Source organism: Siminovitchia fortis (genome assembly GCF_003605365.2).
Taxonomy (GTDB): Bacteria; Bacillota; Bacilli; order Bacillales; family Bacillaceae_C; genus Siminovitchia; species Siminovitchia fortis.
Genome location: NZ_QYTU02000021.1, coordinates 40009 through 65945 on the forward strand (window position 1 = coordinate 40009; position 25937 = coordinate 65945).

Consider the following 25937-nt stretch of genomic DNA (forward strand, 5'->3'; position numbering starts at 1 on the left):
GGGAACAAAGGCTTCCCCTTTTTTAATGGTGATTAAAGCAGCACAAGGAGTATCTGACATGAAGGAAATCGAACTGAAGCTTCAGGGCAAAATAAAAAGATTGACCAATAAAACATTTAAATTTGATGAGCGTGTGAAAGATGGCTGGTTTTCTGCGGTATATTTTTTAAAAACAAGAGAAATCGCAGAGCGCTATAAAAAAGACAACATCGTGACCATGCAATTTTTTCAAAGAAAAGACGCCGTTCTATGCGGTACGGACGAGGCTATCGCCCTCTTGAAAAATTTCGCGAAGGATCCTGAAAACCTGGAAATCCATTCTCTGAAAGACGGGGATAAGATAACCCCTTTTGAAACGGTCCTTACTGTAACGGGTCCCTACCAGGACTTCGGGTACCTTGAGGGAATCATTGACGGCATCCTTTCCAGGCGTACATCTGTGGCAACAAATGTCTATAACGTTTCAAAAGCGGCAGCCATATCCGGCAGGCAGAAGCCGGTGATTTTTATGGGAGACCGTGATGATCACTTCACACAACAGGCCGGGGACGGATATGCGGCATATATCGGAGGTTCGACGGCACAGGCAACGCCTGCAATGAATGAATGGTGGGGAAAAAAGGGCATGGGCACGATGCCTCATGCGATGATTCAGCTTTTCAATGGTGATATTGTCGAAGCTACAAAAGCATACCATGAAACTTTTCCCGACGACGAACTATTATCTCTCGTTGATTATAACAATGATGTCATCACCGATTCTTTGAAGCTGGCCCGCGAATTCGGCCCGGCATTGAAAGGGGTCCGGGTAGACACATCGAGAACCATGATCGATAAATACTTTCTTAGAAATCAACATTTGCTTGGTACCTTTGATCCCCGCGGAGTAAATGCAACGCTCATCTTTGCCTTAAGGGAAGCTTTGGATCGCGAAGGTTTTCAACATGTCAAAATTGTTGTTTCAGGCGGTTTCAATGTGGAGAGAATTACCGAGTTTGAAAATATGGGAGTCCCGGTTGATATGTATGGGATCGGCAGCAGCTTGCTGAAAATCAACATCGGCTTTACTGGGGACTGTGTATTGTTAAACGGGGAGCATTCCGCCAAGGCGGGAAGACGCTACCGCCCCAATCCGCGTCTTGAAAAAGTTGATTGATTTCCCGTGAGATTGAGAATGAATAGTAACTGTTTCGGATCAATGATATAATGGCATAATAAAAAAACTATCTGTAATGCTTACATACGAGTACAGCCGGCAGTTTATAATAAGGAAACCAAGGCTTTGAATAGCATTTGAGCAAATCTCAATGTTTTTCATATAATACATACAGATAGACGATCGCTGGAGGTTCTGCTATGACTGTATACCATTTCGTCGGTATCAAGGGCACCGGAATGAGCGCTCTCGCACAAATTCTTCACAATTCTGGATATAAAGTGCAGGGGTCCGACGTGGAAAAATATTTCTTCACCCAAGAAGCGCTTGATGATTTGAAAATTAAAATTTTACCTTTTAATCGTGAAAATATAAAACCCGGAATGACCGTAATTGCAGGAAATGCTTTTTCAGATGCACACGAAGAAATCGATGAGGCATTGAAACAGGGAATTGAGGTCATCCGCTATCACACATTTTTGGGCGAGTACATGAAAAAATTTACAAGCATCGGGGTTACTGGGTCACATGGAAAAACTTCAACGACCGGTCTCCTTGCCCATGTGATGAAAGGGGCAAAGCCCACCTCATTCCTGATTGGCGATGGTACGGGAAAAGGGGAAAAGGATGCGGCTTATTTTGTATTTGAAGCATGCGAATACCGCAGGCACTTTTTATCATACCACCCGGATTACGCTATTATGACAAATATTGACTTTGACCATCCTGATTACTTTGCCAATGTGGACGATGTATTCCAGGCTTTTCAAGAGATGGCCCTGCAGGTCAATAAGGCGATCATTGCTTTCGGTGATGATGAGCAGCTGCAAAAGATCCAGGCAGGCGTCCCCGTCCTGTTCTATGGCTTTGGCGAAGGAAACGATTTCCAGGCACGCAATATCGAGAAATCAACAGCCGGGACAAAATTTGATGTTTTTGTCCGCAATCATTTTTATGCATCTTTTGAAATTCCCGCATACGGGGATCATAATATTTTAAATGCGCTCGCTGTCATTGCACTTTGTCACTATGAAGAGCTGGACACAAAAATTTTGCAGCAGCAATTATTGACATTCAATGGAGTGAAGCGGCGGTTTACCGAGAAGCGTCTTGGCAGCCAAATCCTCATTGATGATTACGCCCATCATCCTGCCGAGATCAAAGCGACGATTAGTGCAGCAAAGCAGAAATATCCGGATCGTCCGATTGTTGCTGTGTTCCAGCCGCATACTTTTACAAGAACCCGGACATTTTTGCAGGAGTTTGGTGAAAGTTTAGGCGAAGCAAATCAGGTATACTTATGTGACATCTTCGGTTCGGCCCGCGAAAATCACGGTGAACTGACCATAGACGATTTGAAAGCAAGAATCGAAGGGGCCGAAATCCTTCAAGAAGAGGACACATCCCCTCTTTTGATGCTTGATGATTCGGTACTTATTTTCATGGGAGCGGGAGATATACAGAAATTCCAGGTCGCTTACGAAAACCTGCTGCAACAGCAGCTGAAAAAAGCTCAATAGGCAGCCCGGAGCCTGTCGAAAGAAGATGCGTTTCCCGCATCTTCTTTTTTAAAAGATAAAAAGGTATAACTTGTCATGGAAAATTTTATCTGAGATTCTTGGTAAGGGAGATAAACCGCAATTTCGGTCAATTGAATGATTCCTTCCGGCGGCCAAAACCAAATTATTTCCCTTTGATATTAATGGCGATAAATTATCCCAATTTTAAATAGAAAAAATGAAGATTTTGTGTTTTTTTAAGAAAAATAAAGGGAAAATTGTGTTTAGCAAAGAAGATGTATAACTGTCTGTTTATTTTATAATAAACAGGGGTAGAGTTGATGTATACAGGAGGTGTGGAAGTGATGATCATTATTCTTTACTTAAGTGTTGCTTTAATAGCGATTGCATTTCTGATTCTCGTAATCAGCTTGACAAAAACATTAACAGCAGTAAAAGTGACATTGGAAAGTGTGTCTGAAACATTGGATGGCCTTGAAAACCAATTAAAAGGGGTTACGGGTGAAACAACGATGCTTCTACATAAAACGAACGCCCTGGCTGAAGATATTCAGCAAAAAACGGAGAAGCTCGAAACGGTGGTTGATGGCATACAAGGTGTCGGACATGCTGTTCAAGGCGTAGGAAATACGGTTTCGGATCTGAATTCTTCATTGCAAAAGGTAACGAGATCCGTATCTTCCGCTGTAGTAAGAAACGAAGATAAAATCATCCAGATTGTTCAATGGGGCACAGCTTTGAAAGAACTGAAAGACAAATGGACAGACAAGAAAAAAACAAGAGACAAAAAGAAGGATAGCCAATCGGAGGTTGTAATCCATACTCAAAAGTTGGAAGGCGGAAGAGGTTAAGGTAAATAATCTTTTAAGGAGGATGAAAAAGAATGAACAATCAAGAAAAAGGTACTGGGAATTTTCTGACAGGAATATTAGTGGGAAGCATTGTAGGAGCAGCTACTGCTTTATTGGTCGCTCCGAAATCCGGCAAGGAACTGCGCGGTGATTTAAGCGAACAGGTGGATAATCTGAAAGAAAAATCCGGTGAATGGAAAGAGACGGTCATGGAAAAAAGTTCAGATCTGACATCCACCGCAATGGAAAAAACGAACCAAATTCGCCAGACGGCAATGGATAAGGGTGCAAACCTCGCTGAAACAGTGAAAGATAAAGCGGACCAATTCCGCAATACGGCTAAAACAGCGGTCGACGAAGTAGCGGAAAATGCAAAAAAAGGTGCGGACGATTTACAGGATACCGTGCATAAAACAGTTGACTTGACCGCAGACAATACAAAAAAAGCTGTTGACCAGGCCCAATCAGCAGCTTCGCAAGCAGATGATGAAGTAACCCAAAAGGCGGAGCAATTGGCGGACCAAGTGAATAACTCCATGAATCCATAAAGAAAAGCGCAAGCGCCCGTTTAGCGACGTACAAACTGGAGCACTACGTAATGAGATAAAGGATAAGGAAAGGCGGAGAGTGCCTGCTTATCGGCGACAAGCATAAGACGAGCGCTGAAGAAGGCGTAGTTTGCCTTCAGCAGCGATTGGCTTATGACCTCGAGCCGATGGCACTCGCAGCCGGACAACACGGCGACGAAGGCAGGCTCAAGCAGCGACGTCCTGTCGCTTCGCCTGCACTAGCACATCCTGTGCGTCGGAGCCGATGTTGACTTATCGTAGTGCTCTGAGCAACTTCCTTGAATAAACATCCACGCAGAAAAAGCAAAGCTTTTTCGAGGAAAGGAGTGCGAAGTTTGCTAGTCGCTGGGCGCCTGGAGCTGGACATAAAATAAGGGCGGCTATCCTTCAAGCCGCCCTTATTTTTGTGAAATTTTCATGACGGGAAGCATAAAGGTTTGCAAGCTTATGATACTCTGGCGTATGATTATGACAGAATAGAAAATTATATATAATAAGTGAAACTAAAATAACCATGTCGGCGTAGTTGTATACAGGAGAGTGATGAGGATGAATATTACGATATATGATGTGGCCCGCGAAGCTAATGTCTCAATGGCCACTGTATCGAGAGTGGTGAACGGAAATCCCAACGTAAAACCGGCCACCCGGAAAAAAGTACTTGAAGTGATTGAAAGGCTGGAGTACAGGCCAAATGCGGTTGCCCGCGGCCTTGCCAGCAAGAAAACGACCACTGTAGGGGTAATCATTCCGGATATTGCCAATATTTTTTACGCGGAGCTCGCCCGCGGGATCGAAGATATTGCTACGATGTATAAGTATAATATTATTTTGAGCAACTCCGACCAAAACGTAAATAAAGAACTCCATCTGTTGAATACGATGCTTGGCAAACAAGTGGACGGCCTGATCGTCATGAGCCAGAATATTACAGATGATTTTGTACAGGAATTGAAACGGTCACCTGTTCCTATTGTCCTTGCGGGTTCAATTGAGGAATCCAAGACGATACCATCCGTAAATATTGACTATCGCCAGGCAATATTTGATGCAACAACTTATTTCATCGAAAAAGGCCATAAAAAAATAGCTTTTGCGATGGGACCGATGCGCGATCTGATCAACCATGGAGAAAAGTTTGTCGGCTATAAACAGGCCTTGGAAGAAGCAGGCTTGGAATTCCAGGATAAATATGTCATTGAAGGCGAGTATACGTATGAATCAGGCCTGGAAGGATGGAAAAAGCTGAAAGATCTTGATGACAAGCCGACAGCCATCGTCTCAGGCGATGATGAAATGGCGCTTGGTGTCATGCATGGGGCACAGGATGATGGTTTGTCCGTTCCGGAAGACATCGAAGTCATCACATCGGACAACACTAAGCTGACGCTTATGGTGCGCCCTCAGCTGAGCTCGGTTGTTCAGCCGCTGTATGATATTGGAGCCGTTTCAATGAGGCTGCTGACCAAATATATGAACAAGGAGAAGGTTCAGGAAAATATTGTCGTTCTCCCGCATAGGATTGAGTTGAGAGGCTCTACAAAAAAATAATAATTATCATAAATAAAGTCCGGACAGAATCGTTTATCTGTCCGGATTTTTGTTCTTCTGTTTTACCTGCTCTCGAAGATAAAGTAAAGACCGGTCAACAGTTTGCTGATTTTTTTCCGTGATTTCCTGCTTTCTCGGAATTGGCTTATACATGTCCGGGGGATCGTCCCAGTGATCAGGCAGGGGCAGCCCGGCATGGGGCTGCCATTTTTTGATCCAGCTTTGCGGAAGGCGGCCGGAAACATGTTGGCCGGTCATTTCCAGCCAAATAAGGGACCATGCCCGCGGGACTACCCGCCAAATGTCATAACCGCCGCCTCCGACAGCAATCCATCTTCCCTCGCAATATTGGTGGGCTAGTTCATGTGCAAGCCTGGGAATCTCGCGGTATGTTTTCGTGGTCACGGATAAATGGGTGAGCGGGTCATAGTAGTGCGCATCAGCCCCGTTTTGCGTCAGGATGACATCTGGCCTGAAATATTCCGCAATTTCCCTGAAAGCCTCTGTATAGGCAGCGATGAATGACTCGTCCTCTGTGAAAGCATCCAATGGGACATTGAATGAAAATCCGTAGCCTTTTCCCTGGCCCCATTCATTGCTTTGTCCTGTTCCGGGGAATAAATATCTTCCGGTTTCATGGATGGAGAACGTACAGACAGTGTCATCATCATAAAAAGACCACTGCACACCATCGCCGTGATGGGCATCCGTATCGACATAAAGCACCCTTGCCTTATATTTTTTTTGGATATATTTAATGGCCACGGCGCAGTCGTTATAAACGCAGAAGCCGGATGCTTTTCCCCTGAAACCATGATGCAGGCCTCCGCCTACATTCAAGGCATGGCTGGCCCGCCCTTCCATCACATAGTCGACGGCCGTCAGAGTTCCGCCGACAATCAATGAGCTTGCTTCATGCATCCCCGGAAAAATCGGGGTGTCCTCGGTGCCGAGCCCGAATCCCTCTGCCCGATCAACTGACAGGTTTCCATTTCCGGCCTGCTTTACTGCATGGATAAAAGACGGGTCATGAATCAGCATCAATTCTTCATCGGATGCCCGCCTTGGCTGCACAATATCGTTTTCGGATATGGCCCCAATCGCTTCCAACAATTCGAGGGTAAGCTTCAAACGAATTTGATTGAACGGATGATGTTCTGAAAATCGGTATTCCAATAATTTATCGGAATAAATAAAGACGGGCCCGTTTTTCATGATGATGACATCCCTGGCATGTTTGGCCACAGCACATGAAGGTCCTCTTTCTTTAAAGCATCGATGACGGGAATGGGATTTATGGTGGCAATCCGGAAGACAAGGATTTGATAATCCTCATCATCCGGGTCGGGATAAATAAGTACGCTATGAACATTGACAAGGTGCTTATGGAATACGGCAGTTACTTCGTACAGGGCACCCGGACGGTTTTTCACCCGGACCTCAAGCTGTGAACCGGGTTTGTTGGCTCCTGTGAGCTCAACCATTGTATGCAGAAGGTCGGTGCTCGTTATGATTCCCACGAGTTTTCGGTTATTTACAATGGGAAGGCAGCCGATTTTATGGTCATAAAACAGAGCAGCAATTTCTTCAACAAAATCCAGGGGATGCCCCGTGATCACATTGCAGTTCATAATTGTTGATAAAGGGGCATGAAGATGTTCTTCAAGTGCTTCCCCTTTTAAAAAAGAAGGCAAGGTGCTTTTTATATCACGTTCTGTTACAAGGCCGACCACTTCCTCATTTTCATTGCTGAGAGGCAAATGGCGGATTTTGTGTTGTCTCATAAGGGTGAGCGCAGATTTCACCGTGGATTCAGGAGACAGGGTATGCACATTTTTTGTCATGATTTGCTCTACAATCATGGTTCTTCAACTCCTTTTCGAAAGTCCCGAAAATGTCCAACTGCATGGGATGCGGTGGTCAACGTCTTTTAATACATAAACCGGTTTTTAAACCTTAGACGGTCAAACTGCTGAATGGATTCCTGGCCGACTCTTTTTCCTATCCGCACCATCAGGCAGTTCGCGGGGTGCGAACAAATCTCCGGGTCGTCCGTGGCATACCACTCCAAGCCTCCCGCGTGCATCATTTTTTCCATCACTTTTCGATAATCCCATACAGACAGCCCGGTTCCTTTTAAGTCCCAGTGCCAATAATACTCTGTTGTTATGATGATATAATCTTCCATTGCGTCGTCCATCATCGATACTTTAAGGAGTGCTTTTCCTACACCCTGCCCACGGAACTTTGGTATGATTTCAATTGCGCCAAGCTCGAGCAAATCAGCCATATTGCCTTCGGACCAACGCTCAAGCGGATCCGGATATAAGAAGGTAACGTATCCGATGACAACATTATCTTCCCTTGCAATAATGATCCTGCCCTCAGGCAGTCCGGCAATTTCAACCAATGCTTTCTTCTGCTGGGGTGCCGGTCTGAATGAAACCAGATCCTTGTGGAACTCGAGTTGCGCCAGCTGCTCCGCGGAAATGGGGCCTTCTATAAGAAGGGTGCTGTCCTTCGTCCTTAACTCCATGGCATTGTACGTTTTGCGATGCTCCATTCGGCCACCTCCATGAATTCTCATCAAAAGGCTGACTTTCATTATACACGATTAAATGAACGCTTTCATTTGCCGGAAATGGGTAAAGTATAGGCAAACGTAATTTTTTCAAAAGATGGACTAATTGTGGAATTATGTCGATTATATTATAATGGAAAAATAATTCTAATGAAGGAGGATTCGCCCGATGAAAGTGGAAACGTTACCAGTCACACAAGGCAGCTATAATCTAAAGGATTATGAAGAAGCATACAAAAGTTTTGATTGGAAAGATGCCGAGAAAGTTTTTTCTTGGGCTGAAACAGGGAAGGTCAATATGGCGTATGAAGCGATTGACCGTCATGCTGAGTCCTTTCGGAAGAATAAAGTGGCTTTGTTTTACCGGGATGAAAAGAGAAATGAAAAATATACGTTTTATGAGATGAAAAAATGGAGCAATAGAGCGGGAAACGTATTAAAAGAGTACGGAAATGTAGAAAAAGGGGACAGAGTATTCATATTTATGCCCCGTTCGCCGGAACTTTATTTTTCCGTTCTTGGAGCGATCAAACTGGGAGCCATCGTCGGGCCGCTTTTTGAAGCGTTTATGGAGGGTGCTGTAAAAGACAGGCTGGAAGACAGTGAAGCAAAGGTATTGATAACAACCCCTGATTTGATTGGGCGTGTACCGGTGGACGAGCTGCCGCATTTAAAAACAATTTTTATCGTAGGCAGCGATGTTGAGGAAGCAGGCCCTTTTGTTGACTTTAATAAGAAAATGGCCGAAGCGGACAATGATCTTGATATTGAATGGGTGGACAGGGAGGACGGCATGATCCTTCATTACACTTCCGGATCGACCGGGCGCCCAAAAGGGGTGCTTCATGTCCATAATGCCATGATCCAGCATTATCACACAGCACGCTGGGTTCTCGATTTGCAGGAAACAGATATATACTGGTGTACGGCGGATCCGGGCTGGGTGACCGGAACATCCTACGGAATATTTGGACCATGGTTGACCGGGACGTCAAACGTCATTACGGGAGGCCGTTTCAAGCCGGAAAACTGGTATCAGACGATTGAGGATTTTGGTATAACCGTCTGGTACAGTGCCCCGACAGCATTCAGGATGCTGATGAGCGCGGGTGATGAACTCGTGAAAAAATTTGATCTATCCTCGCTCCGCCATATTCTCAGTGTAGGTGAACCGCTTAATCCTGAAGTGATCCGCTGGGGAATGAAAGTATTTAACAAACGGATTCATGATACATGGTGGATGACGGAAACGGGAGCGCATGTCATTGCCAACTATCCTTGCATGGAAATCAAGCCGGGATCCATGGGGAAACCTTTTCCGGGAATTGAAGTTGCCATCGTCGACGATCAGGGGAACGTCCTGCCCCCAAACAGGATGGGGAACCTGGCGATCAAAAAAGGCTGGCCTTCGATGATGCGCCAAATATGGAACAATCCGGAGAAATATGAATCATATTTTCTCCCTGGCGGCTGGTATATTTCCGGGGATTCGGCCTACATGGACGAAGATGGATATATTTGGTTCCAGGGCAGGGTGGATGATGTGATCATGACATCAGGAGAAAGGGTGGGGCCTTTTGAAGTGGAAAGCAAACTACTTGAGCACCCAGCCATTGCCGAAGCCGGCGTCATTGGAAAACCGGACCCTGTCCGCGGTGAAATCATCAAGGCATTTGTGGCCTTAAACGAAGGATATGAGCCATCGGAAGAATTGAAAGAAGAAATCCGCCAGTTTGTCAAAACGGGGCTTGCGGCCCATGCGGCACCAAGGGAAATTGAATTCAAAGACAAGCTGCCTAAGACCCGAAGCGGCAAAATCATGCGCCGCGTGCTAAAAGCATGGGAGCTGGACCTGCCGGCGGGTGATCTCTCAACGATGGAAGACTGAATAATATTGAAAGAAGAACAAGAGGTTATCGTTACGGATAAGCCTCTTGTTCTTCTTTTTAGTTCAGATTAAATAAAACTCAAAAAAATGTTTGATTCTAACGTTGCGTTAAGATGTAAGCTAAGAGTAGTAAATGGAACGGAGGTAATCACGTTGAAAAAATATTATTCTATTGGCGAATTTTCCAAGTTAACCGGTGTCACGCAAAGGGCTCTCAGATATTACGATGAAAAAAATTTATTAAAACCAAGCAAGATTTCCGAATCGGGGAGACGGTATTATCAAGACAAAGATATGGCGCCTCTTCAACAAATCGTATCTTTAAAATATTTAGGGTTTACTCTTGAGGACATTGAACCTTTATTAAAGGATCAAAAAGCAAATTTACAGGATTCATTAAAGTTCCAAAAGAAGCTTATGATTCAAAAACAAGAACATTTGAACCAGGTGATCAAAGCATTGGAGCATGCGATTGAAATCATACAGGAAGGAGAAATGGATTCACGGGTCCTGCATTTCCTTATTCACAGTATTTTGAATGAAAAAGAGCAATTTGACTGGATGAGGGAATATTTTCCTGAGCAGACGGTCAATCATGTGATGGAAATGTTTGAAGCACAAGGATTTGAAGTAAACAAACGGTCCACGCTTATCATTCAAAAGATAAAAGATTTAATTCATACTTGCGAACCGGATGATACTGAACTGCAAGCGAATATCCATGAACTGGTTACCATTGTATTTGATTTACTCGGTAATGATTTTGATCTTGATCAATTGGAGACTATTTCTGTCGAAGATACCCCATCTCTCTTTGTATCACCATTTACCGAACAAGAAGAAATATTCCTTCAGCAGGCAATGGAGATATATTTAAAGCAAAGGGATGAATTAAATGGAAACGACAAATAAAAACTCTGGATCTAGTTTTCTTCAACTCATAAAAATTGGCAAACCCGCTGTCTGGGTACTTGTCTTTGCAGTTATATTAAGCCTGCTTGAAACGGGGGCCAGTCTCATTGTTCCGCTATTCACCAAAAATTTAGTAGACCAGGTTGCCAAGTCCGGTATAGAAATGAGTTTGATTTTCCTCTTATCGGGCGCATTTATTATTCAAACCATTTCCGGGGGCGTTTCTTTTTATTTAATGTCATATATTGGTGAGCAGTTTGTCTCCAATATAAGGAAAAAGCTTTGGGACCATATACTTGAATTGCCAATTCCATACTTTGATAAACACCAATCGGGCGAAACGATGAGCCGTGTGACGCAGGATACGAACACAGTCAAAATGCTCATTACCAATCACCTTGTTTCATCCGTGTCAGGAATCGTCTCTATTATTGGCGCCTTAATCATTCTAATTATGATTGATTGGAAAATGACCTTGATCATGCTTTGCTCGATTCCTGTATCCATGATTGTTTTGTTTCCTTTAGGTAGAAAGGTTTACTCGATATCCAAACAAACCCAGGATGAACTGGCTTCATTCAGCGCACATCTTGGGCGTGTCCTCAGTGACATTAGATTAGTAAAATCTTATAACGGACAAATACTGGAAAGAAAAAAAGGGCATAAAGGAATTCATGAATTATTCCGTTTCGGTTTAAAGGAAGCGAAAATTCAAGCGATCGTTTCACCTTTCATGACCACTATCCTAATGATTGTACTTGTAATCTTGATAGGTTATGGAGGGGCACGAGTGGCGTCAGGAGATCTTACAGCGGGCTCTCTTGTAGCGATCATCATTTACATGTTTCAGATCGTTATTCCTTTTAGCCAGCTTGCCACATTTTTTACAAACTATCAAAAAGCCATGGGGGCAACTGAGCGAATCCAAAATCTTTTAGATTTACCCGTTGAAAGAAACGATAGTCATGGGAAAACAAATCACGAAGAAACGATAATCTTCGACCGTGTCAGCTTCGGGTATGAAAGTGGAAAAACAGTAATAAAGGATTTGAGCTTTCATATCGAGCCTGGGCAAACTGTCGCTTTCGTGGGACCGAGCGGTTCAGGGAAGACAACCATTTTCTCTTTGATTGAGCGGTTCTATGAACCCCAACAGGGAAGTATTAGAATAGGGAATAGTAATATACAAAATCTCCAGCTTACAAGCTGGCGTGGAAAAATTGGCTATGTATCACAAGAAAGTCCGATTATGTCAGGAACGATAAAAGATAATATTTGCTATGGCCTCCAAAGGTCCGTTGATGAAGCGGAAATTCGACATGCGGCTGAGCTTGCCAATGCTGCAGGATTTATAGAAAATCTTCCGAACCAATATGATACGGAAGTTGGAGAACGCGGAATCAAGTTATCCGGGGGGCAGCGGCAAAGAATTGCGATTGCCCGTGCCTTGCTGCGTGATCCGAAAATTCTGTTGCTGGATGAAGCAACCTCCAATTTGGATAGTGAATCAGAAGGACTTGTGCAGAGCGCTTTACAACATTTAATGGCTGGCCGAACAACACTTATTATTGCTCACCGTCTATCCACGGTAGTTGAGGCGGATCAAATCATTGTTATTGAAGAAGGGGCCGTCTCCGGGATTGGGACACATAGACAATTAATGGAGTCTCACCCTTTGTACCAAAAACTTGTCCAGCAACAAATGAAAACCGAACCAGCAATATAGAAATTTACTCTCTAACTCATCTTTTTTCTTTAACTTTATCTGAAAAAGCATTGAATCAAAGCAAAAGTGGAAACCGACTGGTTCTGTCCAAAACAAAAAGCGCCGACGACTTTAACTAAAAGTCCCCAGCGCTTTTTCTAAAAAGAAAGAGGGGGATGGCAGTTAATTCCCCTCATTTTCTTTGTTTTGATTCTCCTGCTCCGTATTCTTCTGTTCTTCCTGTTTCTTCTTTTCCTCTTCCTGCTTTTTCTTTTGCTCTTCCTGCCGTTTCTTTTCTTCCTCTTGTTTTTTCTTCTGTTCTTCCTGCTTCTTTTTCTCTGCTGCAGCTTTATCTTTCTCAGCTTTTTCCTTTTCAGCCTGTTCTTTCTTTTCTTTTTGATCTGCAGCAGCGGATGTTTCAGTAACTTCTTTCTCTTTTTTCTCTTCTTCTTTTGCACCAACATTATTGGAAGGAGCGGATTCACGGCCGGCAATGTCTACAGCGACGACGTAGTACGATCCATTTCCGACTTTTCTAGAGAGTGTTCCATCTGACATGACGGAAGCAACCTTCTTTCCAGATTCCGAATACACCCGGTAGCCGACTACGTCGTGGCTTCCAGAAGGACTCCATGAAATCGTGCCGCCAGAAACGGAGGCTTTAACGCCTGCCGGTGCTTTTCCGTCATCCTTGAGAACGGCGCCTGCAGCGAGCAAGTTTTTCCAGCGTTCATCATTCGGCGGAATCAGATAGGAAGGATCAATCGATCTTCCGAGGGAGATCCGCTTGATGAATTCAGGATTGAGCATTCCGCCAGGCTTGGTGAATTCTTCGGGTGTTTGCGGAAGAGCTAGATAATTTCTTCCTCCTGCTGTCACGTAGCGCCCGTTGCCAAGGCTGTCATCCACTTTTGTCGGTACATATTTCGCGTTGTATATATCAGACTTCACAAGACCGAGACTTGAACATGCTTTTGATGGAAGCATTCCGGATATCGCGCAGTATGAACGGCTGACAATGCCTCCCGGCATTTTGAACCTTTCATCCGTCTTAATCAGATCTGGAGCCACATCATAAGCGCCGTTGATCAGCCTTGCCCAAATTCCGTAATTCCGCATACTCTCGCTTCCGTCACTGGAAAGAGGTGCCGGCTCATCATATCCAATCCAAGTGCCGAAAGTGACATTCGGATTCGAGCCGATCAGCCAGGAATCGTTCGGTCCGTTGGTCGTACCTGTTTTTCCAGCCCAGTCGGCAGAGAATTTCAGCATCCCTGGAACGGCGGACGCTGTTCCGTATCTGAACACGTCCCTCATCATATCTGTCATCAAATAAGCTGTCTGAGGGCTGAAGACGTCCACTGGCTTCACTTTATGTTCGTATACGACCTTTCCATCGGCATCCGTAATCTTGTCGATCATGTAGGCATCGATAAATTTCCCGCCATTGGCGAATGTCGTAAAAGCGTTTGTGTTTTCTTCGACGGTGATACCGTCTTGAACTCCTCCCAGTGCAGCGGCATAAGTGGTTTTATCGGTTTCCGTCAAAGTGGTAATTCCCATTTTTTCTAAATACTTATAAGGTTCTTTATCGATTGTTTTCAAATACGTATAGATCGCGGAAGCGTTGTGCGACTTGGCCAGGGCTTCCCGGGAAGAAACGAGTCCATAATATCGGCCGCTATAGTTTTTGAACGCTTTCCCGCCGACGGAAATCGGAATATCCGCCACGACAGCACCGGGTGCACTCAACCCCATTTCCATCGCCGGTGCATAGACAAGCAGCGGTTTCATCGTTGATCCGTTTTGGCGCTTAGCCTGGGTGGCATGGTTTTGTGCTTCCAATTTATAATCCCGGCCGCCCACGAAACTTAAAATCTTTCCGGTTTTGTTTTCAATAAGAATGGCGCCGATTTGAACAGGTTCAATTTTCTCTTCCATTTTTCCTGTTTCTTTATTCTTTACCTGGCTGACCTTCGTATAGCCGTAATTTTGATACTCATCTTTAATTTTTTGAAACTTATCGTATATCTCTTTATTGATGGTAGAGTGGATTTGATATCCGTTTTGTCTGATATCTCGTTTGGCAAGTTTGGTATACTTTTCCATCAGCCTTCCGCCGTTTTTCTCAAGATCTTTTTTGCTGTAGCCGTCCTTTTGGGCAAGAATTTTAGTCAGAATCTCGACGCCCCTTCGTTCAATTTCTTCCGTAAGGTATGGGTACTTCTCGAACGGCCTTGGCTGCGGTTTGATAAAATCGGCGACAATATCATATTTTAATGCTTTGTCATATTCATCTTTCGTAATATAATTTTCGCTGTACATCCTATTCAGGACGGTTTTCATCCGGTTCAGCCCCGGTTCAAGCTGGCTTTTTTCTTTGAGTCCGCCTCCCTGGGCAAATGGGGTATACATAAATGGATTCTGCGGCAAGCCGGCTATAAAAGCGGCCTGCGGAAGATTCAGATCTTTAGCATCGACGCCAAAAATTCCTGTTGCGGCCGCCTGTACTCCCCCAACGTTTTGGCCCGTTGAGTTCCGGCCGAACGTCGTTACATTTAGATACGCTTCCAAAATTTCATCTTTTTCAAGAAACTTTTCAAGCCTTAATGCAAGTAAAATTTCTTTAGCTTTACGGTCAAATGAAACCTCATTCGTTAAAATCTGGTTCTTGATCAATTGCTGTGTCAGCGTGCTCCCGCCTGATTGGACTGCCGAGTTTGTCAATTCCTGATAAACGGCCCTCATCAAAGCTTTGGGGACAACGCCGTCATGCTCGTAAAAATACTCATCCTCTGTGGCAATCACAGCCTTTTTCACATAATCGGATACATCCTTGATCTTAACTTCTTCCCTGTCGATGTCAGACTGGAGTTTTCCAAGGAAGACGTTATCGGCAAAATAAAGCTTCGATGTTTCCTCATATTCAAAAATATCCTCTTTCATGCTGGCTGCAGGACGGACTTTTTCTTCTTTCACAAGAGAGGCGAAATAACCTGCTCCAACGCCTCCTGCAAAAACGCCCCCAAGGAATAAGAGAATCACTGTCAAAAGAATAATATTCCATGCGACTCCATAGGTGATCCTGGCTTTTTTACTTATATCCTTGTTATCCAATCCGTCAGAAAATTGCCTGGCACGCTCACGCAATTTATTGAAAAAATTATGCATAATAAAAAATACCTCCTGAAATCATCACTATTATAGCATAAGGAAGCTCCTTTTTTCGGAGGAATTTGACAAACCTGATTAAAATGGTTACAATACTTTTCAATCAAATATATAAGCAAGGAACGGACTAAGTAGTCAGGCTGTCCCTGTCAGCAAGAGAGCCGGTGGTTGGTGCAAACCGGTACAAACAGCATTCGGCGAATTACTTCCGGGAGCTTTTGCCGTGAAATATAAGTAGCGGCAAACGGTGTTGAGCCGTTATTTTTTCAGAGCGGGGAAATATTTTTTCCCAAGTTGGGTGGTAACGCGATATACAAGTCGTCCCTTCGTTTTTGACGAAGGGGCGTTTTTTATTTTAAAAAAGAAAGCAGGGAATTGAGTTGGAAACTTTACTTCAAGAATTGGAATGGCGTGGAGTCATCTACCAGCAGACAGATGAAGCGGGAATCAAAGATGTGTTGGAAAAAGAGAAGATATCTTTATATTGCGGAGTGGATCCGACAGCGGACAGCATGCATATCGGGCATCTGCTGCCATTTTTGACATTGCGCCGCTTTCAAAAGCATGGGCATCGCCCGATTGTTTTGGTCGGTGGAGCGACCGGGCTGATCGGGGATCCGAGCGGAAAGAAAGAAGAGAGAAGGCTGCAGACACTTGAGCAGGTCGACAAAAATGTTCAAGGGATCAAAACTCAGTTAATGAAGATTTTTGATTTCGAAGGCGAGAATGCCGCGGTGATGACAAATAATTTCGAATGGCAAGGCAAAATGGATTTGATCACATTTTTGCGCGACTATGGCAAGCATATCGGCGTCAATTATATGCTGGCAAAAGAAACAGTCGCCACCCGCCTGGAGAGCGGAATTTCTTTTACCGAGTTTACGTACACACTTTTACAGGCAATCGACTTTCTTCACCTGTATGAAAACCTTGATTGCAAAATGCAGATTGGCGGAAGCGATCAATGGGGAAATATTACAACAGGACTTGAATTTATCCGGAAAATGGCAGGAGAGGATGCAAAAGCTTACGGCCTGACAATTCCGCTCGTGACAAAAGCGGATGGAACGAAATTCGGAAAAACCGAAGGCGGAGCCATTTGGCTTGATCCTGAAAAAACAACTCCGTATGAGTTTTACCAATTCTGGATCAATACAGCAGATGCAGATACTGTGAAATATCTCAAGTATTTTACATTCCTTTCAAAAGAGGAGATTGAAGAGCTAGAAAAGTCATTACAGGAAGAACCCCATCTGCGAAAAGCACAAAAAGCACTCGCTGAAGAAATGACCCGTTTGATCCATGGGGAAGATGCCCTGCAGCAGGCAATCCGGATCACGGAAGCTCTTTTCAGCGGAAATATTAAAGAATTGTCCGTTGAGGAAGTGGAGCAGGGCTTTAAAGATGTTCCAACGCATGTACTTGCAGGGGAAGACATGGGTCTTGTCAATGTGCTTGTGGAAGCCAAGATTTCTCCTTCGCGCCGTCAGGCTCGCGAAGATATCCAAAACGGAGCTGTTTCGATCAATGGAGAGCGTGTCACAGATATTGAATATGAATTGGGTGAAAAAGATAAACTGGGCGGCACATTCACCATCATCCGCCGCGGCAAGAAAAAATATTACATGATCAGATATAACTAGGAAGAAGCCGGTTTCGTTCGTACGAGGCCGGCTTTCGTATTTTTTCTATCGTCTGTAGCCCCGGCAAAATGTAGAAGCTTTGATCCGCATAAAAATATACATGATGGTCGCAATTCGCCCTTTTTGAGTGTTCGGATCACGCTTTGCAAGCAGACATTGAATGAACCTGTTATCACAAATGCAGGGATGAATTCCCCGTTTAAGACATATATCGTGCCTCATGCAGCATGCATCCACATCATTGATGGGGCCTTGCGGTCCGCTGCACCCCGGACCGCACCAGTTATAGCCGGGAAACAGACAAAGCCCGCGTCTTCTTTGATATATCCGAGCCAAAACAAACACCCCCCTTACTATAAAATATGAAGAGGGTTGTTCGTTTGAAAAGGCAGAGGCCTTAAAAAACTTAGTTTCTTGATTTGCCCAAAGATAATAGTGCAATCGTGGCAATGATGCAAAGTGTGCCCGACCATTCGGGCACGCCGAAACTGACATTAAGCCAGATGACGGATGTAAATGCCGCTGATAAAGGCTCGACCGAAGCCAGGATACTTGTTTCCGGAGCACTGAGGTATTTCAGGCTTTCCAAGTAGCAGTAAAAGGCGATCAGCGTACCGAAAATAACGATAAAGACAACGGCGCAAGCAGCCGGGATGGACCATTGGCCTTCAAACCGCCATGGAGGATGAACGAAGCTGAAGCCTGCTCCTCCAATCAACATCGCCCAACCTACGATAATGGTGGAACCCCACTTGGTTAGAAGGGAATGGGGATAAAGGGTGTAAAAAGCCATGGCCACAGCCGAGCTGAGCCCCCAAAATAACGCCAGTCCCGAAATCGAAAGCTGGCGGATACTTCCCTGGGTGACAAGAAGGAAAGTTCCGAGAACGGCTAATAGGACAGCAGCCGCTTCTATCGGCCGGGGCATCCGCCTCATCAACACGGCAACATAGAGAGTGATCAGGACAGGCCCCAAATATTGAAGTACGGTGGCTGTAGCTGCATTACTATATTGAATGGCTGCAAAATAGGTATATTGAACAGCCAGCATTCCTAATATACTGAAAATGATAAGATTGAATGCATCCCGCTTATTTTTCCAAACAGCCCATGCCCGCTCTTTTTCCTTCCTGTAAGCGATGGCCAGCAGAAGTAGTCCCGATGATAGCAGCCGTACGACTGTCAACCATTCCGGGCTGAATTTTTCCTGCTGAAACAAATACTGGGCAACCGTGCCGGACACTCCCCAAAAAATGGCTCCGGTTAAAACCAAAGCCATACCCCTGATCCGCGAATAAGCCATCGCCGCTTGATTTGAACTCATCTGTTTTCCCTCGATTTCTATGTATGAATTTCACATGGTGTACCAACACATGGATGAATCGAAAAAGTAAAAGTATGGGAGGTTACGTGTTTAGATGTAGGAAAGATTATGTATCCCTTATTTTATCACATGCCAATCAAAAGGCTGCAACTCGAAAATAATACGAATTACTATACATCAGCAAAATCAGCAACCTTTTAACTTGACAAAAAAATTTAATTATGCTATAATTTACATTTATTAAAATGTTTAATATAATGAGATTCTCCTTGTTGGGAGAATCTCATTTTTTTTTGGAGGATGGTACTGTATGAATGAAAGTGAACCCAGTTTAACTTCATTAATTTCTGCATTCGGCAGAGCGTATCACAGTCAATTTGATACACCCAAAATTTTTAATGACTTTATAGCAAAAGATTTAATCTCCCTAAAGGAATTCAACGACATCAAAGAAAATATGGTGCAAGGCATACAATTTTTCAATAAAGATATAGCGGAACAATTCGAAGGCCGGACGGAAGAAATATTAAAATGGATTACACAAATTCAATTGTCGCCAACGCCTTTGGCTCGCGCTGCGTATTGTGAAAAAGTATTGCTTAACGAAATTAGACTGGGAGTGAAACAGTATGTCATCCTAGGTGCCGGGTTGGACACATTTAGCTTCCGGCATCCAGGATTAGAACATACCCTGAAAATCTTTGAAGTTGATCACCCTTCAACGCAACAATTTAAAAAGAAAAGATTAGAAGAAGCCGGTTTAGAAATACCAAAAAATCTTCATTTTGTTCCAATGGATTTCACCAGTAAGTTTTCCTATCAAAGTCTTGTGGATAAAGGGTTTGATAAATCAAAAACCTTCTTTAGTCTTCTGGGTGTTTCTTATTATTTAACGAAAGCGGAACTATCAAGCCTGATTAACCAATTATTTTCCGAACTGCCTGAAGGAAGCTCCATTGTTTTCGATTATGCAGATGAAAGATTATTCGAAGAGAAAGGGATCTCCAACAGAGTGGATAATATGGTGAAAATGGCTGCGGCCGGCGGAGAGCCGATGAAATCTTGTTTTTCATATTTTGAAATTGAGAATATGTTGGCAAATTCAAGCTTGCTCATCTATGAACATTTATCCCCGGATGATATTAACGGCCTTTATTTTCTCAATCGAAAAGATTACCTGACAGCCTTCGAAACGATTCATTATATTCATGCAGTAAAAAAATAGAGTTCCCAAATGGATGCGACTTAGTAGTTCAACCCTGCTACTCATGGTAGACTCTCTGTAAAAGGGCACAAGAGGAGGAGTCGAACATGGGTAAATTACAAGGAAAGACAGCTGTAATCACAGGGGCAAGCAGCGGAATTGGTGCGGCGATTGCCAAGGAACTAGCTGGCGAGGGGGCCAATGTGGTTCTGGCCGCCCGCCGAACAGATAAACTGAATGAAATGGAGCAAGAAATCAATCGGCAGGGAAGCGGAAAAGCACTTGCCGTGAGAACAGACATGGCGAACAGAGATGAGGTAGAGGGATTGGTTAGAACAGCGTCAGAAGCATTCGGAAATGTTGATATTTTTATTAATAATGCAGGCCAGATGCTGTCAGCGACCGTACAGGAAGGAAAAGTCGAAGAATGGGAGCAGATGATTGATGTGAACGTCAAGGGTGTGCTGTACGGAATCAATGCAGTATTGCCTTCCATGCTTGAGCGCTCAAGCGGCCACATCGTCAATATCGCTTCCGTTTCCGGATTGGAAGTTACAAAAATGAGTACAGTTTACAGTGCAACCAAATTTGCGGTCCGTGCGATCTCCACGGGATTGGAGAAAGAGTTGGCCAGAACCGGCGTCCGCGTCACCAATATCTCCCCGGGGATGGTGGACACCCGATTAAGCAAAAGCGTGTCCGAACGTAAAAAACTGGAAGCGCGGGATATCGCAAAAGCCGTAGTATATGCGGTTACCCAGCCTGATTATGTGAATGTCANGGGATATCGCAAAAGCCGTAGTATATGCGGTTACCCAGCCTGATTATGCGAATGTCAATGAAATTACAGTGCGGCCGGTTTAAACGCTGTCCGAAAAAAGGGATGTATAGAAGCTAAGGCGGTCTCCTTTACCTAAGAAGGAAGCACAAGCTGTGGGTCATCTTAAAAGATTGTCTTCAACGGTGATTTCTTTTACAGAAATCCTTTCTCTGAGTTGTTTCAAATCATCATTAGGCTTTTCTTGCAAAGGGTGCTCGATTAGGGGTTTCAATATATTGTTTCTTTTTGCCTCTTCGTCTACTAATCGATCAATCGCAACCAACACGGCATTAAGTGCATCATCATTTTGTAATTTAATCGTGAAATGAGTAAACTTAATATCTTCACTTGTACCTAACTGTTGTTTTAATGTTTTCTCATTTTCGTTAATATTCGTTGAAAACGCATGCCAATCAACGTTAGAAAATTTTTGATGCTGGTCTTTTGTATTTTTTCCCTTTATTTGTTTAGTCAACTTTTCGATTTTTGAATAACGCTTCCTCATTGAAAGGCTCCCCCTTTTCAGACTTAGTGGTATTATTTGCCTATCATTAAGAAGTATGTGATGATTTTGAGACGGTTTTGAACAGGGTACCTCATTGTACGCACAGGAGAGAACGTCAGTACTTTTTCCTGACCTTTTATATGCTAGAGTTGACAATATACCCTTACGGGTATAAAATGACTATTGATAATGCTTTTCTAAATGTGATAGCCAGGATAATCGTTTTGACTTTAAATACATTAAATATTCGGATTGCCAGTGACCTTTATGTAAAAGTCTCCGGCAGATAGAAAGGAACACGGGCATCCGATATTTGCCAAAGGAGGGTTATCGTATACCGGTTATTCAATCCGGATCATGAGTACAATTTATTTAACAGAAAAATTCCATAAATATGGAGTGCAGCACGAAAGGGGGTAATTTCATTGAATTATGATGATCAAATGAAGAATAGAGTGAAGCGCATTGAAGGACAGCTTAGAGGAATATTAAAAATGATGGATGAAAATAAGGACTGTAAAGAGGTCATCACCCAGTTGTCTGCTGCAAGGACTGCGATTGATCGGACAATTGGCGTGGTAGTTAGTTCCAATTTGGTTGAGTGTGTTCAAAGGGCAAATATGGCAGGAAAAGAAAATACGGAAGAGCTTGTTAAAGAAGCGGTAAATTTATTGGTGAAAAGTCGTTAGAAAAAAAGGGTTGACATACCCTTTTATTTTTATTATTGTTATACCCATAGGGGTAAAGGTAATATATTTTTGATTTTAATAATACCTGGTTGGGTATATAGAATAGGAGGAAGTTGAATGTCAGATAAGAAAAAAACCACGATCGTTTTGTTCAGCGGCGATTATGACAAAGCTATGGCAGCCTATATCATCGCCAATGGTGCAGCAGCATATGATCATGAGGTTACTATTTTCCATACATTTTGGGGATTAAACGCATTGCGCAAAGAAGAAAATATTTCAGTCAAGAAAAGCTTCATGGAAAAAATGTTTGGCAAAATGATGCCAAGAGGGGCAAATCGGATGGGGCTTTCCAAAATGAACTTTGCTGGATTCGGTCCCAAAATGATTAAGGGGATCATGAAAAAGCATAATGCCATACCTCTTCCACAGTTAATTGAAATGGCTCAAGAGCAGGATGTTAAGTTAGTTGCTTGTACTATGACAATGGACTTGCTTGGTCTGCAAAAAGAGGAGCTTTTGAATGGAATCGAATATGCCGGTGTGGCGGCATATCTTGCGGATGCGGAAATAGGTCATGTCAATCTATTTATTTAATCGAAGGAATTGAAGAATAATTAATTGGAGGTTAAAGCATGTGTAACATAAACGCAGATATTATCCTGGATGCAAAAGGATTAGCATGTCCGATGCCGATTGTTAAAACAAAAAAAGCGATGAATGAATTGGAGGCAGGCAAGGTTATAGAGGTTCAGGCAACTGACAAAGGGTCTAAACCCGATATTAAGGCTTGGGCTGAGAGTACAGGTCATCAATACTTGGGAACTTTGGAGGACGGCGATGTATTGAAGCATTTCCTCAGAAAATCCTCCAATGATGAGGTAGTCGAGAAAAAGTATCCTCATGTAATCAATAATGATGAATTGAAAAAGAAAATTGAATCCAATGAAAACATTGTTGTGTTGGATGTACGGGAAGCCGTGGAATATACATTCAACCATATTCCGGGGGCAATCTCCATTCCCATGGGCGAATTAGATGACAGAGCGAAAGAATTACGGAAGGAGCAGGAAATTTTTGTCGTGTGCCGTACAGGAAACCGAAGCGATTTGGCGGCTCAAAAACTCCGAGAAAAAGGATTTGATAAAGTATTCAATGTCATACCGGGTATGAGTGAGTGGAATGGTAACACAGAAGGTATCAATCATGAAGGAGGCTAACAATAATGTCAGTGACTGTTTATACAACGACCAGATGTCCTTACTGTGTTCTGTTAAAAAATTTTTTAACAGAGCGAGAAATACCTTTTAAAGAAGTGGATGTCGAAAGAAATCCTAAAAAAATGGAACAATTGATTAGGAAGACAGGACAAATGGGTGTTCCACAAACTGAAATCAATGGCCAGTGGATTATCGGGTTCGATCCGGGCAGCATCATGACAGCTTTGCAAAAATAAGGTTAATTTTAATTAAAAATATACCTATGGGGGTAATTGGCGTGACAGTAAATGCCATGACATCTACAGAAGTAACGAAAAAGATCTTGAATAATGAAAATCTGTTTATCTTGGATGTTCGGAACGAAAGTGATTTTCAGGACTGGAAAATTGAAGGAGAAAATGTGGAGCATTTAAACATCCCTTATTTTGAACTTCTTGATGGTGTGGAGGAAATTTTAAAGAAAATTCCTAAGGATAAAGAAGTGCTGGTTGTCTGTGCAAAGGAAGGCTCATCAGTGATGGTGGCTGAAATGCTGTCTGAACAAGATTTGGATGTTTCATACCTTCAAGGCGGAATGAAAGCATGGAGCGAACATTTGGAGCCTGTAAAAATTGGAGACCTAAAAGACGGCGGTGAAATTTATCAGTTTGTCCGGATTGGAAAAGGATGCTTATCCTACATGGTTATTTCGGGTGGTGAAGCTGCCATTATTGATGCGACTCGTATGACAGAAGTTTTTATTGAATTTGCACAAAACAAGAATGTGAACATCACCCATGTGCTTGATACTCACCTTCATGCCGATCACATTTCCGGAGGAAGAAAAATCGCAGAGCAGACAAATGCAGTCTATTGGCTTCCTCCTAAGGATGCAACGGAAGTGACCTTTGCTTACGCGCCTTTGGAGGACGGTAACGTGATCACGATCGGCAATACGGCAATTGACATTCACGCACTTTATTCTCCAGGGCATACGATTGGATCTACATCTTTTATCGTGGATGAAAAGTATTTACTTTCAGGAGACATCTTGTTTGTTGATTCGATTGGAAGGCCGGATCTTGCTGGTTTAGCAGAGGACTGGGTAGGAGATCTGCGGGAAACATTGTATTCACGTTATAAGAACTTATCAGAAGAGCTGATTGTTCTCCCAGCCCATTTTATGATTATGGATGAATTAAATGAAGATGGCAGTATTTCTGAAAAACTAGGAACTCTTTTTGCAGAAAACCATGGTTTAAACATTGAAAGCGAAGAGGAGTTCAGAAAGCTTGTAACGGAGAATCTGCCGCCACAGCCGAATGCTTATCAGGAAATCCGTGAAACCAATATGGGAAAAATCAATCCTGATTTAGAAAAGCAACGAGAAATGGAAATTGGTCCGAACCGCTGTGCGGTCAGATGAAAAAACTTTAGGAGGAATGACAAATGGAAGCAACAAAGTTTTTAGATGCAAAAGGATTGGCTTGTCCAATGCCTATTGTGAGGGCGAAAAAAGCGATAAATGAACTAAAGTCCGGTCAAATATTAGAAATTCATGCGACTGACAAAGGATCAAAAAATGATTTGACTGCATGGGCGAAATCGGGCGGACATGAATTGTTGAAGGCCGAAGAAGAAAATGGAGTCTTCAAATTTTGGATTAAAAAGGGCTAAAAATAAAGGGAACCGATAGAGGTTCCCTTTTCTCAAGGGGGATTAACGATGGACCTTTCATTCATCATTGTCATCTTTTTAATAGGTTTCATCGGGTCATATATTTCGGGAATGCTTGGAATCGGTGGCTCCATCATTAAATATCCGATGCTTTTATATATTCCACCTTTATTTGGATTAGCTGCATTCAGCGCCCATGAAGTCTCCGGCATAAGCGCTGTTCAGGTGTTTTTTGCGACGATTGGAGGGGTTTGGGCATACCGGAGGGGCGGCTATTTAAATAAAACATTAATTGGGTATATGGGAATCAGCATCCTAATTGGAAGCTTCATCGGTGGCTACGGTTCTAAATTAATGTCAGAAGGTGGAATCAACGTAATATATGGTATTCTAGCCTTGATAGCAGCAGTCATGATGTTTATTCCCAAAAAAGGGATCGATGATATACCTTTTGATCGAGTGAAATTTAATAAGTGGCTTGCAGCCTTGCTTGCATTCATTGTCGGTTTGGGAGCCGGGATTGTAGGGGCGGCTGGTGCGTTCCTATTAGTACCCATCATGCTTGTTGTATTAAAAATCCCCACCCGAATGACAATAGCTTCATCTTTGGCAATCACATTCATTTCTTCAATTGGAGCTACCGTTGGGAAAATGACAACAGGACAAGTGGATTATTTTCCTGCGTTCATCATGATTGTTGCAAGTCTGATTGCTTCACCGCTTGGTGCGATAACAGGTAAAAAAGTGAACACAAAAATATTGCAAGTCATTTTGGCTGTACTGATCTTTGCAACGGCTGTTAAAATCTGGATAGATTTAATATAGGTGTGCTCACTAGCCTTGCATAATTGTAATTGGAATATTCAATTTATAAATCTTCGCGAATTTTTGCCAAAAAGACAAAGCTTGAATAAAAGGTGGTTTGTCTATTTGGAAAAATTATATAATTAAACTATTGGCAGCTACGACAGT

At 43.2% G+C, this 25937-nt stretch carries 25 protein-coding genes and 1 other annotated feature; of the genes, 18 read left to right on the forward strand and 7 right to left on the reverse strand.

The genetic code is table 11. The annotated features are described in order from the left end of the window. Positions 1–58: 58 nt before the first annotated feature. From D4N35_RS10515 to ccpA, 5 genes are all read left to right on the forward strand, one after another. Entirely contained in the window at positions 59–1156 is a 1098-nt protein-coding gene (locus D4N35_RS10515) for a nicotinate phosphoribosyltransferase (protein WP_120073288.1), read from the forward strand. 200 nt (positions 1157–1356) lie between these two features. Continuing rightward, on the forward strand, positions 1357–2676 hold the full coding sequence (gene murC / locus D4N35_RS10520) for a UDP-N-acetylmuramate--L-alanine ligase (protein WP_120073291.1): 1320 nt from the start codon (positions 1357–1359) through the stop codon (positions 2674–2676). Between the two features lie 344 nt (positions 2677–3020). Continuing rightward, positions 3021–3527 carry a DUF948 domain-containing protein gene (locus D4N35_RS10525; protein ID WP_235870359.1) on the forward strand — a complete coding sequence of 169 codons (507 nt, stop codon included), beginning with the start codon at positions 3021–3023 and terminating at the stop codon, positions 3525–3527. A gap of 32 nt (positions 3528–3559) precedes the next feature. Beyond that, the gene (locus D4N35_RS10530; RefSeq protein ID WP_120073295.1) at positions 3560–4075 is read left to right on the forward strand and encodes a YtxH domain-containing protein; all 516 of its coding nucleotides are present in this window, start codon (positions 3560–3562) and stop codon (positions 4073–4075) included. A 570-nt stretch (positions 4076–4645) separates the two neighbouring features. Next, positions 4646–5647 carry a catabolite control protein A gene (gene ccpA, locus D4N35_RS10535; protein ID WP_120073297.1) on the forward strand — a complete coding sequence of 334 codons (1002 nt, stop codon included), beginning with the start codon at positions 4646–4648 and terminating at the stop codon, positions 5645–5647. Positions 5648–5680: 33 nt separating this feature from the next. Here the strand turns inward: ccpA and D4N35_RS10540 are convergent, their stop codons facing one another. From D4N35_RS10540 to D4N35_RS10550, 3 genes are all read right to left on the reverse strand, one after another. Continuing rightward, positions 5681–6862 (reverse strand): acetoin utilization protein AcuC, encoded by a 1182-nt coding sequence (locus tag D4N35_RS10540; RefSeq protein WP_120073344.1) that lies wholly within the window; start codon positions 6860–6862, stop codon positions 5681–5683. Next, the gene (locus tag D4N35_RS10545) at positions 6859–7509 is read right to left on the reverse strand and encodes an acetoin utilization AcuB family protein (RefSeq protein ID WP_120073299.1); all 651 of its coding nucleotides are present in this window, start codon (positions 7507–7509) and stop codon (positions 6859–6861) included. The genes D4N35_RS10540 and D4N35_RS10545 overlap by 4 nt, the downstream gene beginning before the upstream one ends. 68 nt (positions 7510–7577) lie before the next feature. After that, positions 7578–8210, reverse strand: coding sequence for a GNAT family N-acetyltransferase (locus D4N35_RS10550; protein WP_120073301.1), 633 nt, complete (start codon positions 8208–8210; stop codon positions 7578–7580). Between the two features lie 187 nt (positions 8211–8397). Between D4N35_RS10550 and acsA the strand changes: the two genes are divergently transcribed. From acsA to D4N35_RS10565, 3 genes are all read left to right on the forward strand, one after another. Further along, a complete protein-coding gene (acsA, locus tag D4N35_RS10555; RefSeq protein ID WP_120073304.1) occupies positions 8398–10116 on the forward strand; it encodes an acetate--CoA ligase in 1719 nt (572 codons plus the stop codon). Positions 10117–10269: 153 nt separating this feature from the next. Then, a complete protein-coding gene (locus D4N35_RS10560; RefSeq protein WP_164876341.1) occupies positions 10270–11028 on the forward strand; it encodes a MerR family transcriptional regulator in 759 nt (252 codons plus the stop codon). After that, positions 11012–12754, forward strand: a complete 1743-nt coding sequence (locus D4N35_RS10565) for an ABC transporter ATP-binding protein (RefSeq protein WP_120073308.1) — start codon at positions 11012–11014, stop codon at positions 12752–12754. Before D4N35_RS10560 ends, D4N35_RS10565 begins: the two co-directional genes overlap by 17 nt. A gap of 162 nt (positions 12755–12916) precedes the next feature. On the opposite strand, the gene D4N35_RS10570 is transcribed toward D4N35_RS10565, so the two are convergent. Continuing rightward, positions 12917–15904, reverse strand: a complete 2988-nt coding sequence (locus tag D4N35_RS10570) for a transglycosylase domain-containing protein (RefSeq protein WP_120073310.1) — start codon at positions 15902–15904, stop codon at positions 12917–12919. A gap of 109 nt (positions 15905–16013) precedes the next feature. Beyond that, positions 16014–16233, forward strand: a binding site (T-box leader). Between the two features lie 51 nt (positions 16234–16284). On the opposite strand from D4N35_RS10570, the gene tyrS reads away from it, so the two are divergent. Further along, on the forward strand, positions 16285–17547 hold the full coding sequence (gene tyrS, locus D4N35_RS10575; protein WP_120073312.1) for a tyrosine--tRNA ligase: 1263 nt from the start codon (positions 16285–16287) through the stop codon (positions 17545–17547). A 45-nt stretch (positions 17548–17592) separates the two neighbouring features. Here tyrS and D4N35_RS18610 read toward each other — a convergent pair whose 3' ends face one another. Further along, positions 17593–18042, reverse strand: a complete 450-nt coding sequence (locus D4N35_RS18610) for a hypothetical protein (protein WP_222119369.1) — start codon at positions 18040–18042, stop codon at positions 17593–17595. Continuing rightward, a complete protein-coding gene (locus D4N35_RS10585) occupies positions 17954–18871 on the reverse strand; it encodes a DMT family transporter (protein WP_120073314.1) in 918 nt (305 codons plus the stop codon). The genes D4N35_RS18610 and D4N35_RS10585 overlap by 89 nt, the downstream gene beginning before the upstream one ends. A 310-nt stretch (positions 18872–19181) precedes the next feature. On the opposite strand from D4N35_RS10585, the gene D4N35_RS10590 reads away from it, so the two are divergent. Beyond that, on the forward strand, positions 19182–20096 hold the full coding sequence (locus D4N35_RS10590) for a class I SAM-dependent methyltransferase (RefSeq protein ID WP_120073316.1): 915 nt from the start codon (positions 19182–19184) through the stop codon (positions 20094–20096). Positions 20097–20182: 86 nt separating this feature from the next. Then, the gene (locus tag D4N35_RS10595; RefSeq protein WP_120073318.1) at positions 20183–20899 is read left to right on the forward strand and encodes an SDR family oxidoreductase; all 717 of its coding nucleotides are present in this window, start codon (positions 20183–20185) and stop codon (positions 20897–20899) included. A gap of 114 nt (positions 20900–21013) precedes the next feature. On the opposite strand, the gene D4N35_RS10600 is transcribed toward D4N35_RS10595, so the two are convergent. Further along, complete coding sequence (locus D4N35_RS10600) at positions 21014–21400, reverse strand: spore germination protein (protein ID WP_120073320.1); 387 nt, start codon at positions 21398–21400, stop codon at positions 21014–21016. Positions 21401–21825: 425 nt separating this feature from the next. Here D4N35_RS10600 and D4N35_RS10605 point away from each other — a divergent pair, with 425 nt between their 5' ends. From D4N35_RS10605 to D4N35_RS10635, 7 genes are all read left to right on the forward strand, one after another. Further along, entirely contained in the window at positions 21826–22089 is a 264-nt protein-coding gene (locus D4N35_RS10605; protein ID WP_120073323.1) for a metal-sensitive transcriptional regulator, read from the forward strand. Between the two features lie 117 nt (positions 22090–22206). Next, on the forward strand, positions 22207–22686 hold the full coding sequence (locus tag D4N35_RS10610; RefSeq protein ID WP_120073325.1) for a DsrE/DsrF/DrsH-like family protein: 480 nt from the start codon (positions 22207–22209) through the stop codon (positions 22684–22686). A gap of 38 nt (positions 22687–22724) precedes the next feature. After that, positions 22725–23309, forward strand: coding sequence for a sulfurtransferase TusA family protein (locus D4N35_RS10615; RefSeq protein ID WP_120073327.1), 585 nt, complete (start codon positions 22725–22727; stop codon positions 23307–23309). 2 nt (positions 23310–23311) lie between these two features. Continuing rightward, positions 23312–23545 carry a glutaredoxin family protein gene (locus D4N35_RS10620; RefSeq protein WP_120073330.1) on the forward strand — a complete coding sequence of 78 codons (234 nt, stop codon included), beginning with the start codon at positions 23312–23314 and terminating at the stop codon, positions 23543–23545. A gap of 41 nt (positions 23546–23586) precedes the next feature. Continuing rightward, positions 23587–24714, forward strand: a complete 1128-nt coding sequence (locus D4N35_RS10625) for an MBL fold metallo-hydrolase (RefSeq protein WP_120073332.1) — start codon at positions 23587–23589, stop codon at positions 24712–24714. Positions 24715–24737: 23 nt separating this feature from the next. Next, the gene (locus D4N35_RS10630) at positions 24738–24965 is read left to right on the forward strand and encodes a sulfurtransferase TusA family protein (protein ID WP_120073334.1); all 228 of its coding nucleotides are present in this window, start codon (positions 24738–24740) and stop codon (positions 24963–24965) included. A 48-nt stretch (positions 24966–25013) separates the two neighbouring features. Further along, positions 25014–25790, forward strand: coding sequence for a sulfite exporter TauE/SafE family protein (locus D4N35_RS10635; RefSeq protein WP_120073336.1), 777 nt, complete (start codon positions 25014–25016; stop codon positions 25788–25790). Positions 25791–25937 lie beyond the last annotated feature (147 nt).